This is a genomic window from Martinezella sp. CNPSo 3964, assembly GCF_057784375.1.
The window spans coordinates 698,662-712,259 of the sequence record NZ_JBXSOW010000002.1 but is presented as its reverse complement, the minus strand read 5'-3'; the positions used below and the strand labels follow the sequence as shown (position 1 = coordinate 712,259).

Genomic DNA, 13,598 nt, shown 5'->3' with positions numbered 1-13,598 from the left:
GCGTTTCCGCTTCTCTTCGAAGTGCAGAAAAGCTCTATCTTATTGTTCCCTCGCGCATTCCGGACGGAAAACCGCTACGCACTTTTCCTGGAAATGCTCTAACTCGCGCGGCGTCGATCAGCCAGTGTCTCTATCGTTTGCCTGAACAGGGCCTTTCCGCCGCCCCGCCATCCCAGGGCCTGGATCTTTGACGTATCCATGGCGTTGACAGCGTCCTGCGGCGCAGATGCGGGCAGGACATGGGGACAGTGTGTCGCCTTTTGGAGATGCCCGAGGATTTCGTGCGTATCCGTCAGAATATCCGAAAGGTTGAAAACCTCGCGGTCGATGCGGCCCGCTTCCGTTTCCAACAATAGGCGGACGGCGCGGCCGAGGTCGCGACCGTGAACTTCCGTTCCGGCGCGGGACGGAACCGGTCTGCCGTTCAGGTAGTCGTCGAACAACTCGTCCCACTTATTGGGCCGCAGGTCGCCATAGATGCCTGTCGCTCTCAGGCTCACGGTCGCAAAGCCGGGCGCGGACAGGGAAAACAGGGCATGCTCCGCGTCGCGCTTGACTTCGCCATAGAGCGTGGTCGGCGTTGGTTCGGTTGCCTCGGTCAACGTCTCTCCGGCGACCCTCTCGCCATAGACGGCGCGTGAAGAGAGAAAGATGCAACGCCGGATGCCGGCCTTTTTCGCTGTTTCGAACAGCTTCACCGTGCCGTCGAGATTGAGGCGGCGAAAGCCGTCCGGATCTTCGCCTTCGCCGCCGCGATATTTGCCGGCGACATGGCTGAAGGCCGCGTGCACGAAGAAATAGGCGTCGTCGAAGGCGCAGCTTTGGTTTTCCGCCGGGTCGAGGCTCAGAGGCACGAAGGAGGTTGGCAGCGGGAAGAGGCCCGATGGAGGCGGGTTGCGTCCGCCGATCGCAACCTTGTATCCGGCCGACAGCAGCTCTTCCACGATATATCGACCGACGAGGCCCGTTCCGCCTGATATGAGGACTTTCATGCCGCGGCTCGCGGATTCGCGAGCGTAGCGATATCGGGCATGTTCCGGCCGGTATGGAAGCTATGCCACAGCTCGATCAGCGGTCTCAGCTGCTCGGCCTTGGGATGGTTTTCCTCCCAGGGCTTTTCATACTGATAGTGCAGGATGGAGACGCTGTTCCAGTTCCAGAGTTCGGGCATGCTGAACCAGACATATTGCAGCATGTTCATGAATACAGGCAGCCCGTGCCAATCCGGGAAAAAAGCTTCGAGGAAGGACTGATCGGTGCGGCGCCAGAAGACGTCGGGACGATCGAGATGCTCCAGCATGTGCTGAAAAGTCGCAAGCGAAGGCTTGGCGACGAAGACGCCGGAATTCAGCCGGTGGAAATCGGCAAGGCTCTCATAGACATTCGGGGCGGCGGAAAATTCCGGATAGTCGAAGAGCCGGTCGACATTGCGCAGCACCAGCGCATCCGCATCGATGAAGACGCAGGTGTCGTATTCGATCAGCTGCCAGAGCCGGAGCTTGCAGAAATTGTCGAGCGGCGTGTGGAAGGAGGGCTTGCGGCCCTTGGTGAAGGGAGCGGCGGCGTGGAGGTTGCTGCGGGCATGCCGCTCGTTGAAGGCGTCCGACAGGGGAAGATGTTCGACTTCGACCAGCCGACAGTCGAGCGCCGCCAATGGGGCAAGGTCGTCTTCGCCGACCCCTTCCGTATGCAGCACGACGATGTCGGCCTTCGTGCCGCTGCGCGCGATGGAGCGTGCCAGCGCAAGAGCGCCCATGGCATAATCGGCATTCGTAACCAGCGTCACGAACGCCTGGCCGGCACGGGGCCGGCTCTGCGCACGCAAGCCCTGCAGCATTTCGCTTCCCGGCATCATGACACGGATTTCAACCTCTTGCCCTCGGGATCGTGATTGACCGTCGCGGCGAGGTCCTTGGTCCAGGCGGAGACGGCCGGAACGCGCGAGCGATCGACGCGATAGGCATATTTCTTGGCGACATCGACGATTTCACCGAGGAGGCCCGCCTCAAGCGTGATCGGCGCCAGCCCGAGATCAAGGAACTTGTCGTTCTTGACGATCAGCTCGTTTTCCGGGGCTTCCTTGCGCGGATTGGGCAGGCGCACGACTTCGGCGCCGCTCATCCTGGCGATCATGTCGGCGAGATCGCGCACGCGATGCGTTTCCGTCATCTGATTGAAGATTTCGACGCGGGCGCCGCGGGCCGGCGGGTTCTTCAGTGCCAGCTCAATGCAGCGCACGGAATCCTGGATATGGATAAAGGCGCGGGTCTGGCCACCGGTGCCGTGCACGGTCAGGGGATAGCCGATCGCCGCCTGGATCAGGAAGCGGTTGAGCACTGTGCCATAGTCGCCGTCATAGTCGAAACGGTTGATCAGTTGCGTGTGCCGGCGCGTCTGTTCCGTATGTGTGCCCCAGACGATGCCCTGATGCAGATCGGTGATCCTCAGCCCGTCATTCTTGGCATAGAACTGGAAGAGCAGTTGATCGAGGCATTTCGTCATGTGGTAGATCGAGCCGGGATTGGCCGGATAGAGGATCTCCTGGCTGACGGTGCGGCCTTCGGTCGTCTCGATGCCGACGGGCAGGTAACCTTCGGGGATGGCTGCGCCGATGGTGGAATAGCCGTAGACGCCCATGGTGCCGAGATGCACGAGATGCGCATCGAGATTGAGATCGACCAGCGCGTTCAGGAGGTTGTGCGTGGCGTTGACGTTGTTGTTGACCGTGTAGTTCTTGTGGCGGTCGCTCTTCATCGAATAGGGCGCGGCGCGCTGCTCAGCGAAATGCACGATGGCATCGGGGCGATGCTCGGCCAGCCACTTCTTCAGAAGTTCATAGTCCTTGGCGAGATCGATAAGGTTGAAATGGATGCGGCGGCCGGTTTCGGCGTGCCAGATGCGGGTGCGTTCCTGGATCGAATCCATCGGCGTCAGCGACTGGACACCCAGTTCGGTATCGATCCAGCGGCGGGAAAGATTGTCGAGGATATGGATCTCATGACCAGCGTCGGAGAGATGGAGCGAGGTTGGCCAACCGATGAAACCGTCGCCGCCCATAACCGCTATTTTCATGAGATGTTTCCTTCTGCGCCGATCCGCGATCCGGCACCATCCCGGATAGTCGGAGTTTATGACAACTGTTCAAAGCTTGCTTGATGGCGGAAGTTCGGCCAAAGAGATGCCGGACATTCAAGGAGATGCGGCAACGATGAACAGCCCCTTTCTGATAGCTGGGGAACTGGAAGCCGGAAGCCACCGGCTGGTGCAGCGAGTCTACTATGAGGATACGGATTTTTCCGGCCTCGTCTATCACGCGCGCTACCTGCATTTCCTCGAGCGGGGCCGTACGGACTATCTGCGCTGTCTCGGTGTGGAACAGCGCGAACTCCTGAATGCCGATGAGGAAGGGCTGGTCTTTGTCGTCCATCGCATGGAAATCGACTTCAAGGGACCGGCACGCATGGATGACGTGCTGACGATCCGCACGGTCACCGAAAAGGCTGGCGGTGCCAAGATGGTATTGTCCCAGGAGATCCGGCGCGACGATACGTTGCTGATCGCAGCCAAGGTCATCATCGCCGTCATCAATGCCAAGGGGCGCCCGCGTCGACTGCCGGAAAGGCTCGCCGTGCAGATGCTGGCGGCATCGGAAAGTGCCAGCTGATCCGGAGTTCGGCTTGTTCCGGGCGGTAGGTGATTACGCCCAGGGAGACGACCGTCTGCAACAGGCAGCTTGCAATAACTTGAGTTTTATGTGAAGGAATTCGCCGCGCAAGCTTTGTCTGCGTTTGCCGCCGGTTTCGCCCGGTCAGTTCTTCCCTGGAGCTAGAATAACCTTCGCCGCCGTTAAATCCTTCATGTTTCGACGCTAACATTCTTTTAACCATAATAGTGTCTTACTGTTTTAGTCGGAGTTTGTGCGGTGCACGCCTTCCTTTGACCAAATTTGACGGCAAGAAGGCAGTTGTAAGCTTGGAAGGCTTGACCAGGGCGTTCAGCGGCGGCTGCCAAACAATTCTTGTGAGATCACTTTTAGCCGCCCGGTCTAGCGCCGGGCGTTTGGATTCGGGGATTTTGGATCAATGGAACAAGTAGCATTGGCAGCGGCCACCACACCGGACATCACCCTCTGGTCGCTCTTCATGCAGGCAGGCTTGGTCGTCAAGCTCGTCATGATCGGCCTGCTGGCAGCGTCCGTATGGACCTGGGCGATCGTCATCGACAAATATCTGAGCTACGCGCGGGCACGCCGGCAGTTCGATCACTTCGAACAGGTCTTCTGGTCTGGCCAGTCGCTCGAGGAGCTCTACCGCACGCTTTCGGAGCGTAACAATACGGGCCTCAGCGCCATCTTCGTCGCGGCCATGCGCGAATGGAAGAAGTCGTTCGAGCGCGGCGCCCGCTCGCCGATCGGCCTGCAGATGCGTATCGACCGCGCCATGGACGTGACGCTGGCGCGCGAATCGGAGCATCTGATCGCCCGTCTCGGCTCGCTCGCGACCATCGGTTCGGCCGGTCCGTTCATCGGCCTCTTCGGTACGGTCGTCGGTATCATGACCTCGTTCCAGGCGATCGCCGGTTCGAAGTCGACGAACCTTGCAGTCGTTGCTCCGGGTATCGCCGAAGCGCTGCTTGCGACCGCCATCGGTCTGGTCGCCGCTATTCCCGCGGTTATCGCCTACAACAAGTTCTCGGCCGATGCCGGCAAGCTCTCGGGTCGCATGGAAGGCTTCGCGGATGAATTCTCCGCCATCCTTTCGCGCCAGATCGATGAGAAGCTGCAGCCGCGTCAGGCAGCACAGTAAGTCGCGGACAGAACCGGAGTAATTCACATGGCAATGTCTGTTGGAGGCAAGGGTGGCGGCGGTGGCCGCCGGGGCGGTCGTCGCGGCGGAGGCCGTGGCGGCCCGATCGCCGATATTAACGTGACGCCGCTCGTCGACGTCATGCTCGTGCTGCTCATCATCTTCATGGTGGCGGCACCGATGATGACGTCGGGCGTTCCGATCGACCTGCCGCAGACGCAGGCAGGCGCGCTCAACGCCCAGACCCAGCCGATCACCATTTCGATCAAGGCCGATGGCCAGGTGTTCATCGGCGAGTCGCAAATTCAGACCACCGAAATCGCGGACAAGCTGAAGGCGATCGCCACCACCGGCTACAGTGAACGCATTTTCGTGCGTGGCGACGGCAAGGCACCCTATGGCGTCATCGCCGACGTCATGTCGCGCATTCAGGAAGCCGGTTACAAGAATATCGGTCTGGTTACGCAGCAGCAGACAACGGATCACTGACGAACCGACATGAAGCGCAGTATTGCTACATCTGCTGTCATTCACATCCTGGTGCTGATCGGCGCCATGGTGACACTGAGTGCGCCGGCGCCTTTGGAGACGCCGGAAAGCACGGCGATGGATGTCGATATCGTGCAGGCGGATCAGTTGCAGCAGGGCGAGAAGAAGGCGCCGGTGACGGACCACGTCTCGCGCAAGCAGACGACGAAGCAAGACCAGGTCGCTAACGCCCAGAATGTCGGCGAGAACAAGGTCGATATCAAAAATCCGGTCATCCCCACGCAGCGGCCGGAAAGTGATACCGCGGCATTGGCGCCGAAGAAGGTGGATGCCCCGGTTCCGCAGGATGATCCGCGGCCGAACGACGTCAAGACCATAGAGCAGAAGGAAACGGAGGCTGCGCCCAAGGAAGTGGCTGCCATTCCGCAGCAGAAGCCGGATGTGACGCCAACGCCGAAGCCCGATCCCACACCGCCGACGCCGAAGGCCGATGCAACGCCGACACCGCCGCCCACGCAGCAACCGACCGAGCAGGCCGAAATCCCGGTGCCGAACAATGTTCCCGTACCGGATGTGAAGCCGCAGCCGACGCCGCCGAAGGCCGTCGAACAGAAGCCCGAGACCAAGCCGACGCCGAAGCCGGATACGAAGGTGGCAGACGCCAAGCCGACCGACAAGACGACGACGCAGAGCACGAGCAAGACCACCTCGGCCGATGACGGCAAGAAGGAGGCCGACAAGAAGCGTCAGACTCCAAAGGCCTCCAGCAAGGGCCTCGACGATGGTCTTGCCGATCAGATCAACGACCTTCTAAACAACACCTCGTCGAAGGGCGGCGCGAAGCGTTCGTCCCAGCAGGCTTCCGCCGGCGCCGACACGCAGGTCGCCTCGCGTGGTGGGATGAAGTCGCTCGGTGCCGGCAAGCTCAGCCAGAGCCAGCAGGACGGTTTGCGTGATCTGATCCAGAAGTACTGGAATCTCCCGCCCGGTCTTGAAGGCGCCGGCGACGTGCGAATCAAGGTGCACTTCAAGCTCGACAAGTCCGGGCAGATCGTCGGTCAGCCGGAAGCGACGACGAACGGTGGACCGGCTTCGACACAAGGTGCCATGCAGTCCGCCGCTGTACGCGCGGTCCTTCGGGCGCAATCGGAGTTCATGACGATCCTTCCGGCGGACAAATATGAGGACTGGCAGGAAGTCGTCGTCAACTTCAGCGCAGCGGATCTGGGGATGTGATGCGGGGAGTGCGGCTTTTGACAAATCACTGTCCCCGTATCGGCATGAGCTTGCTTGTAGCCTTGGGCGTGATGTCGGCTGGTTTCGTGTCGGCGCAGGCTGCAAGCGCTACGCAGCAGCATGGAAATTCGACTGAGGGCCGCATCCGCGAAGATGTCGCGAAGAATTGGAACATGATTCCGGGGCTCCAGGGAGCGAAAGATGTCCGCGTCGGGGTGCATCTTAGGCTCAGCCGAAGCGGAGAGATTGTAGGCGAACCGAAGGTTACCGTGACCGGCGGTCCCAAGGCAACGCAGCAAGCAATGGCTGCTGCCGCGATGCGAGCCGTACTTCGGGCTGCTCCGTTCAATAACCTGCCAATAGATCAATATGACGACTGGAAAGAAGTGACGATTAACTTCGATGCCAGTGATCCAGCGAATTAATGCTGAAAGGCTTGATACATATGATCAGAAACTCCCTCGTCCGTCTCCTGCTGGTGCTAGCAGGCCTGATGGCTGTGGCATCCACCCCGGCCTATGCCGTGGTCGAGCTCAACATCAACAAGGGCAATGTCCAGCCCATGCCGATCGCCATCACCGACCTTCTGTCGAACGATACGCTCGGTCCGCAGATTTCGAGCGTGATCTCCGCCGACCTGCAGCGCTCCGGATTGTTCGCTCCGATCAACAAGCAGGCCTTCATCGAGAAGATCACCAATCCGGACTCGACTCCGCGGTTCCAGGACTGGACGTCGATCAATGCGCAGGCGCTGGTGACCGGCCGCGTGACCCAGGAAGGCGGCCGCCTTCGCGCCGAGTTCCGCCTGTGGGATACGTTCGGCAACAGCCAGATGATCGGACAGCAGTTCTATGCCCAGCCGGACAACTGGCGCCGCGTCGCGCATATCATCGCAGACGCGATCTATGAAAAGATCACCGGCGAGAAGGGCTATTTCGATACCCGTGTCGTCTTCGTCGCGGAAAGTGGCCCGAAGACGGCGCGCAAGACGCAGCTCGGCATCATGGATCAGGACGGCGCCAATGTACGCATGCTGACCGACGGCAGCGACCTCGTGCTGACGCCGCGCTTCTCGCCCAATCGGCAGGAAGTGACCTATATGTCCTTCGCCAACCAGCAGCCGCGCGTCTACCTGTTGCAGCTGCAGACGGGCCAGCGCGAACTGGTCGGCAATTTCCCCGGCATGACCTTCTCGCCGCGCTTCTCGCCGGACGGGCAGCGTGTGATCATGAGCCTTCAGCAGGAAGGCAATGCCAATATCTACACGATGGACCTGCGCTCGCGCACCACGACGCGCCTGACCTCGACCGCTGCGATCGACACCTCGCCGTCCTATTCGCCTGATGGTACGCAGGTTGCCTTCGAAAGCGACCGCGGTGGCCAGCCGCAGATTTATGTGATGAATGCCGACGGCTCAAACCAGCGTCGCATCTCGTTCGGTAACGGCTCCTACTCCACGCCGGTCTGGTCGCCGCGCGGCGATCTGATCGCCTTCACCAAGCGGGCCGGCGGCAATTTTTCCATCGGCGTCATGAAGCCGGACGGTTCCGGCGAGCGGATCCTGACCTCCGGCTCTTACAGTGAGGGGCCGACCTGGGCGCCGAACGGCCGCGTCATCATGTTCTTCCGTGCGCCGTCCGGTGCGAGCGGACCGCAAATCTATTCGATCGACCTGACCGGCTATAACGAACAGAAGATTCCGACGCCGGGCTTCGCTTCTGACCCCGCATGGTCGCCGCTTCTCGAGTAGTGAAGGGCTTGCCACTTTATCGCCGCAAAGTCCTGTGACTGGACCGTTTGGCGACAATTTTAGGACATCATTAACCATACTTGTTGGAAGCGGATTAACCGAACCCGGTTACAGTCTGGCAACCCTGATAGAGACTTAAGGAGAGACCGGCTATGAGCCGCATCGCAACCCCGGCCGTTGGCCATATGCAAAACCTCGCCCGCAACCCGATCATGATCGCGCTTTTCGTTGGCCTTTCTCTGGCTGGCTGCGCTTCCAAGAAGGGGCTGCCGAACGATGCCAACGGTCTTGGCCTGAACGGTGCCGGCAATGCTACTCCAGGCTCGCCGCAGGACTTCACGGTCAATGTCGGCGACCGCGTTTTCTTCGTTGTCGACAGTTCCTCCATCAGCTCCGAGGCAGCACAGACGCTCGATCGTCAGGCCCAATGGCTCGCTCGCTATCCGAACTATTCCATCACGGTCGAAGGTCATGCCGACGAGACCGGTACTCGCGAGTACAACCTTGCTCTCGGCGCGCGCCGCGCTGCAGCAGCGAAAAGCTACCTCGCTTCGCGCGGCGTTCCCGCGAACCGCATGAAGACGATTTCCTACGGCAAGGAACGCCCGGTCGCTACCTGCGACAACGAGTCCTGCTGGTCGCAGAACCGCCGCGCTGTCACCGTGCTCAACGGCGCCGGTTCCTGATAGTCGAAAGACTGATCGAAATGCAAAAGGCGGCCTCGTGGCCGCCTTTACTTTTTTGACCACACTTTGGCCGAACTCCGTTGCTTTTTGAGAGTAATTGTAAAAATCTCCTGTTCGAGCCCTCCGGCCCGAAGAATCAATAGGACAGGAAGATCCATATGAGAAAACTTGTCGTGGCGAGCATGCTTTGTCTCGCTGCCGTTGTGGGCAGCGAGCGCGATGCTTCTGCCTTGTCATTGTTTGGAATCCATCTCGGAGGCCGCGATGCCTCCGCGCAATCGACTTCCGGCAATTCTCAAAGACAAGCGCAATACGGCCAGGCGCCGGTCATCAACGTTCAAAACAGCGATGCCGAAGTACGCCTGCAGCAGCTTGAAGACCAGATGCGCCAGCTGAACGGCCGCGTCGAGGAAATGAGCTATCAGCTGCTTCAGATGCAGGAGACGATCCGCAAGGCGCAGGAAGACAACGAATTCCGCTTCCAGCAGCTTGAAAAGCGCGGTGGCGGCGGTGCTGCTGCGCCGGCAGCCGGCGGCACGATGAAGAAGAGCGAAGCCGATGTACCCGCGCAGAGCAGCGGCGGTCAGCAGGACGATGTTGCCGGCGTTATCACCGATTCGCAGAATGGCAATGGCGCTTCACCGCGCGGCGGCGGCTCGGGCAAACCGCCGAGCGAGCTTGGCTCGATCCAGTTCGACCAGAGCGGCGGCCAGATCGGTTCCTCGATAACGGGGGCCAACAATGGTTCGGGTGCGCCGCCTAGTGCTGGTTCCGGCACGCAGACGGCTTCGCTCGGCAGCGAGAACGACCAATATAGGGCGGCTTATGGCCACGTCCTGTCCGGCGACTATAGCGTCGCCGAACAGGAGTTCCGCCAATATCTCGACAGCTATCCGAGCAGTTCGCGGGCTGCGGACGCGAATTTCTGGCTCGGCGAAGCGCTTTATTCGCAAGGCAAGTATAATGAGGCCGCCAAGACCTTTCTGAATGCGCATCAGAAATATAGCACGTCAGAAAAGGCACCCGAGATGCTCCTGAAGCTCGGGATGTCGCTTGCGGCACTCGACAACAAGGATACGGCCTGCGCCACGCTTCGCGAGGTGGGCAAGCGTTATCCGAAGGCCTCCAAGGCGGTGACTGGCAAGGTTGCCAGCGAAGAGAAGCGGCTTGCCTGCTGATTGCCATGTCGAGTGACGCTGTGACCGGCGGTGCCACAGCTCCCATGCCTGAACGCGCCTTAAGCGAATTTCTGCATTCTCTCTCGAAGCCTGCTCATATTCTGGTCGCCGTTTCGGGCGGCAGCGATTCCACCGGGCTTTTGATCGCCCTTGCCGAGCGGCTGAAATCTCATCCTCACGAAGATATTACCCTCACCGCGGCAACCATCGATCATGGATTGCGCGCTGCGGCAGCGGACGAAGCGCTGGAGGTCGCCGCACTCTGCGCTTCGCGCGGAATTTCCCATTTTGTCCGATGCTGGGAGGGGGAAAAGCCCGAGACCGGCATCATGGCCGCAGCGCGCGAGGCGCGCTACGCATTGCTTGCGGACCTAGCCTCCGACATCTCAGCCGATGTGATCGTGACAGCTCATACGCTCGATGATCAGCATGAGACGATGGCCATGCGCAGCGCGCGCCGTGGGCAGGACGGCCACGGCACAGGTATTGCCGACGCGGTGTTGTTTGACGGGCGGATCTGGATCGTGAGGCCGTTTCTCGCCTGTCGGCGGGCGGATATCAGGGCCTTTCTCGCGGTGCATGGCGTTTCCTGGCTCGATGACCCGAGCAACGAAGACATGAAGTACGAGCGCGTACGCACGCGCATGAATCTTGCGAGCGAGCCGGCGACCGAACCGCCGGCAGATGGTGCCGCCGATCGTGCCGCACTTTCCAGGCGAGCGGCCGCATGGCTGGACGCGCATGTCGCAATCCACGCGAATGCGCTCTGCGTCATAGATCGATCCGCTCTCTCGGCCAATGAGGCGGTCGTTGCCTATGCCCTGTCTTATCTAGCCGCCGCCTTCGGCGGCAGACCCTATGCGCCGGGCCGAGCGCAGATGGAACGCGTTCTCGAATTTGTGAACGGGGCGAATCCGGGCCGGCGTACGGCCGGAGGAGTGGTCTTCGACCTGCGCCGCAATGCGCTCTACCTTATGCGAGAAAGCCGCAACATCACTCCAATTTCCGTTTCTCCTGGCGAGAAAGGCAATTGGGATGGCCGCTTTGAAATAGAGAATTCCGGCTCGACGGTCGTCTGCATCAGTGCCTGCGGAACGGAAAATGCGGCGATTTTTCCACAGACTCTGCCAAAAGGTGTGGTGCGGCGCGCCAGGGCAGCGATGCCATTGGTTGTGGCGCAAGATGGGGCAGGGACGACAAAGGTTGCGCTTCGGCCCCATCTTGCGCCCTTCGACCGCTTTTTGACACGATTCGATCTCACATTTGCCGATCACCTATCGGTCGCTTTTGGACGCGAAACCTATAGGCGGCTGCCGCTTTCGGTCCTATAGACGGAAAAAACATGCGGTAATGCGGTTTGCCTTGGCAACGGCTTGGCGCAACCCTATGTTAGGGATCAAGTAATGCCGTCGCTTAAGCGGCGGAAGTTTCAGTGCTGGGGAGTTCGATGAACCCTAATTTTCGTAATTTCGCTCTGTGGGCAATCATAGCTCTGCTATTGATTGCCCTGTTCAGCATGTTTCAGAACGCGCCGGCACAAACAGGCTCCAGGGAAATACCGTATTCGCAGTTCCTTCGGGAAGTTGATTCCGGCCGTGTTCGTGACGTGACCGTCACGGGCAACCGCGTCGTCGGCAGCTATGTCGAAAACGGCACGCCCTTCCAGACCTATGCTCCGGTCATCGATGACAGCCTGCTTGAACGCCTGCAGACCAAGAACGTCAATATCGTCGCCCGTCCGGAATCGGATGGCTCTTCGAGCTTCCTGAGCTATCTCGGCACGCTGCTGCCGATGCTCCTGATTCTCGGCGTCTGGCTGTTCTTCATGCGTCAGATGCAGGGTGGCTCGCGCGGCGCCATGGGCTTCGGCAAGTCGAAGGCAAAGCTTTTGACGGAAGCGCACGGCCGCGTCACTTTCGATGACGTCGCCGGTGTCGATGAAGCCAAGCAGGATCTGGAAGAAATCGTCGAATTCCTGCGCGATCCGCAGAAATTCCAGCGTCTCGGCGGTCGTATCCCGCGCGGCGTGCTGCTCGTTGGCCCTCCCGGCACGGGTAAGACGCTTCTCGCGCGCGCCATCGCCGGCGAAGCCAATGTGCCGTTCTTCACCATTTCCGGTTCCGACTTCGTCGAAATGTTCGTCGGCGTCGGCGCAAGCCGTGTCCGCGACATGTTCGAGCAGGCAAAGAAGAATGCGCCCTGCATCATCTTCATCGACGAAATCGACGCCGTCGGCCGCCATCGTGGCGCCGGTCTCGGCGGCGGTAACGACGAACGCGAACAGACGCTCAACCAGTTGCTGGTCGAGATGGACGGTTTCGAGGCCAATGAAGGCATCATCCTAATCGCCGCGACGAACCGCCCCGACGTTCTCGACCCCGCGCTGCTGCGTCCGGGTCGTTTCGACCGCCAGGTCGTCGTGCCGAACCCGGATATTGTCGGGCGCGAGCGCATCCTGAAGGTCCATGCGCGCAATGTGCCGCTGGCTCCGAACGTCGATCTCAAGACGCTTGCCCGCGGTACGCCAGGCTTCTCCGGTGCCGACCTCATGAACCTCGTCAACGAAGCCGCCCTCATGGCTGCCCGCCGCAACAAGCGCCTGGTGACGATGCAGGAATTCGAAGACGCCAAGGACAAGATCATGATGGGCGCCGAGCGCCGCTCCTCGGCCATGACCGAGGCGGAAAAGAAGCTTACGGCCTATCACGAAGCCGGCCATGCGATCACGGCGCTCAAGGTTGCCGTCGCTGATCCGCTGCACAAGGCGACGATCATTCCACGCGGCCGCGCACTTGGAATGGTCATGCAGCTGCCGGAGGGCGACCGTTACTCCATGAGCTATACGTGGATGGTGTCGCGCCTTTGCATCATGATGGGCGGCCGCGTTGCCGAAGAACTAACTTTTGGTAAAGAGAACATCACTTCCGGGGCATCCTCGGATATCGAGCAAGCCACCAAGCTTGCCCGCGCCATGGTCACGCAATGGGGCTTCTCCGATCAGCTTGGTCAGGTCGCCTACGGCGAGAACCAGCAGGAAGTGTTCCTCGGCCACTCGGTTTCGCAGTCGAAGAACGTGTCCGAGGCGACCGCGCAGACGATCGACAATGAAGTCCGCCGTCTGATCGATCAGGCCTATCAACAGGCCAAGGATATCCTTACGGAGCATCACGATGGCTTCGTAGCGATCGCCGAAGGCTTGCTCGAATACGAGACGTTGACGGGCGAGGAGATCAAGGCCCTGCTTCGTGGTGAGAAGCCGGCACGTGATCTCGGTGACGATACACCGCCGAGCCGCGGTTCGGCCGTTCCGAAGACCGGCACCAAGAAGGACGGCTCGCTCGGTGCCAAGGGTGATGAGCCTGAAGGCGGTTTCGAGCCGCAGCCACGCTAAGGGCGCAAGGTATTCAATATCGGTTGAGAGGCCAGCCACCTGTTCTAGGTGGCTGGCCTTTTG

The 13,598-nt window shown here is 60.4% G+C and carries 13 protein-coding genes; 10 read left to right on the top strand and 3 right to left on the bottom strand.

The window, feature by feature from the left end:
* Positions 1-98 precede the first annotated feature (98 nt).
* From AC13Q5_RS10060 to AC13Q5_RS10050, 3 genes are read right to left on the bottom strand one after another with little or no spacing between them, the layout of a single operon-like run.
* The gene (locus AC13Q5_RS10060; protein ID WP_488501573.1) at positions 99-992 is read right to left on the bottom strand and encodes an NAD-dependent epimerase/dehydratase family protein; all 894 of its coding nucleotides are present in this window, start codon (positions 990-992) and stop codon (positions 99-101) included.
* Positions 989-1,837, bottom strand: a complete 849-nt coding sequence (locus AC13Q5_RS10055) for a glycosyltransferase (RefSeq protein ID WP_488501572.1) — start codon at positions 1,835-1,837, stop codon at positions 989-991. Before AC13Q5_RS10055 ends, AC13Q5_RS10060 begins: the two co-directional genes overlap by 4 nt.
* Positions 1,838-1,851: 14 nt before the next feature.
* Entirely contained in the window at positions 1,852-3,072 is a 1,221-nt protein-coding gene (locus AC13Q5_RS10050) for an NAD-dependent epimerase/dehydratase family protein (RefSeq protein ID WP_488501571.1), read from the bottom strand.
* A 136-nt stretch (positions 3,073-3,208) separates the two neighbouring features.
* On the opposite strand from AC13Q5_RS10050, the gene ybgC reads away from it, so the two are divergent.
* The 10 genes from ybgC to ftsH all read left to right on the top strand — a co-directional run bounded on the left by ybgC (position 3,209) and on the right by ftsH (position 13,535).
* Positions 3,209-3,664, top strand: coding sequence for a tol-pal system-associated acyl-CoA thioesterase (gene ybgC / locus AC13Q5_RS10045; protein WP_488501570.1), 456 nt, complete (start codon positions 3,209-3,211; stop codon positions 3,662-3,664).
* 418 nt (positions 3,665-4,082) lie between these two features.
* Positions 4,083-4,805 (top strand): protein TolQ, encoded by a 723-nt coding sequence (tolQ, locus tag AC13Q5_RS10040; RefSeq protein ID WP_075851548.1) that lies wholly within the window; start codon positions 4,083-4,085, stop codon positions 4,803-4,805.
* A 27-nt stretch (positions 4,806-4,832) separates the two neighbouring features.
* Positions 4,833-5,294 carry a protein TolR gene (gene tolR / locus AC13Q5_RS10035; RefSeq protein ID WP_075851547.1) on the top strand — a complete coding sequence of 154 codons (462 nt, stop codon included), beginning with the start codon at positions 4,833-4,835 and terminating at the stop codon, positions 5,292-5,294.
* 9 nt (positions 5,295-5,303) lie between these two features.
* Entirely contained in the window at positions 5,304-6,530 is a 1,227-nt protein-coding gene (locus tag AC13Q5_RS10030) for a hypothetical protein (RefSeq protein WP_488501569.1), read from the top strand.
* A gap of 44 nt (positions 6,531-6,574) precedes the next feature.
* Positions 6,575-6,955 (top strand): hypothetical protein, encoded by a 381-nt coding sequence (locus tag AC13Q5_RS10025; protein WP_488501568.1) that lies wholly within the window; start codon positions 6,575-6,577, stop codon positions 6,953-6,955.
* Positions 6,956-6,975: 20 nt separating this feature from the next.
* Positions 6,976-8,280: a Tol-Pal system beta propeller repeat protein TolB gene (tolB, locus tag AC13Q5_RS10020; RefSeq protein WP_075851545.1), complete on the top strand. Its 1,305-nt coding sequence runs from the start codon at positions 6,976-6,978 to the stop codon at positions 8,278-8,280.
* 152 nt (positions 8,281-8,432) lie between these two features.
* Positions 8,433-8,966 (top strand): peptidoglycan-associated lipoprotein Pal, encoded by a 534-nt coding sequence (gene pal, locus AC13Q5_RS10015; protein ID WP_047629123.1) that lies wholly within the window; start codon positions 8,433-8,435, stop codon positions 8,964-8,966.
* Between the two features lie 158 nt (positions 8,967-9,124).
* On the top strand, positions 9,125-10,144 hold the full coding sequence (gene ybgF, locus AC13Q5_RS10010) for a tol-pal system protein YbgF (protein WP_075851544.1): 1,020 nt from the start codon (positions 9,125-9,127) through the stop codon (positions 10,142-10,144).
* A 5-nt stretch (positions 10,145-10,149) separates the two neighbouring features.
* Positions 10,150-11,475, top strand: a complete 1,326-nt coding sequence (tilS, locus tag AC13Q5_RS10005; protein ID WP_488501567.1) for a tRNA lysidine(34) synthetase TilS — start codon at positions 10,150-10,152, stop codon at positions 11,473-11,475.
* A gap of 116 nt (positions 11,476-11,591) precedes the next feature.
* Positions 11,592-13,535 carry an ATP-dependent zinc metalloprotease FtsH gene (gene ftsH, locus AC13Q5_RS10000; protein ID WP_075851542.1) on the top strand — a complete coding sequence of 648 codons (1,944 nt, stop codon included), beginning with the start codon at positions 11,592-11,594 and terminating at the stop codon, positions 13,533-13,535.
* The last annotated feature ends 63 nt before the right edge of the window (positions 13,536-13,598 follow it).

What these genes read in the sequence shown, in the direction of transcription:
- tilS (WP_488501567.1), top strand. Translation starts at nt 10,150, where the DNA reads ATGTCGAGTGACGCTGTGACCGGCGGTGCCACAGCTCCCATGCCTGAA.
- AC13Q5_RS10050 (WP_488501571.1), bottom strand. Translation starts at nt 3,072, where the DNA reads ATGAAAATAGCGGTTATGGGCGGCGACGGTTTCATCGGTTGGCCAACC.
- tolB (WP_075851545.1), top strand. Translation starts at nt 6,976, where the DNA reads ATGATCAGAAACTCCCTCGTCCGTCTCCTGCTGGTGCTAGCAGGCCTG.
- ybgF (WP_075851544.1), top strand. Translation starts at nt 9,125, where the DNA reads ATGAGAAAACTTGTCGTGGCGAGCATGCTTTGTCTCGCTGCCGTTGTG.
- tolR (WP_075851547.1), top strand. Translation starts at nt 4,833, where the DNA reads ATGGCAATGTCTGTTGGAGGCAAGGGTGGCGGCGGTGGCCGCCGGGGC.
- AC13Q5_RS10025 (WP_488501568.1), top strand. Translation starts at nt 6,575, where the DNA reads ATGAGCTTGCTTGTAGCCTTGGGCGTGATGTCGGCTGGTTTCGTGTCG.
- AC13Q5_RS10055 (WP_488501572.1), bottom strand. Translation starts at nt 1,837, where the DNA reads ATGCTGCAGGGCTTGCGTGCGCAGAGCCGGCCCCGTGCCGGCCAGGCG.
- AC13Q5_RS10060 (WP_488501573.1), bottom strand. Translation starts at nt 992, where the DNA reads ATGAAAGTCCTCATATCAGGCGGAACGGGCCTCGTCGGTCGATATATC.
- ftsH (WP_075851542.1), top strand. Translation starts at nt 11,592, where the DNA reads ATGAACCCTAATTTTCGTAATTTCGCTCTGTGGGCAATCATAGCTCTG.
- ybgC (WP_488501570.1), top strand. Translation starts at nt 3,209, where the DNA reads ATGAACAGCCCCTTTCTGATAGCTGGGGAACTGGAAGCCGGAAGCCAC.
- pal (WP_047629123.1), top strand. Translation starts at nt 8,433, where the DNA reads ATGAGCCGCATCGCAACCCCGGCCGTTGGCCATATGCAAAACCTCGCC.
- tolQ (WP_075851548.1), top strand. Translation starts at nt 4,083, where the DNA reads ATGGAACAAGTAGCATTGGCAGCGGCCACCACACCGGACATCACCCTC.
- AC13Q5_RS10030 (WP_488501569.1), top strand. Translation starts at nt 5,304, where the DNA reads ATGAAGCGCAGTATTGCTACATCTGCTGTCATTCACATCCTGGTGCTG.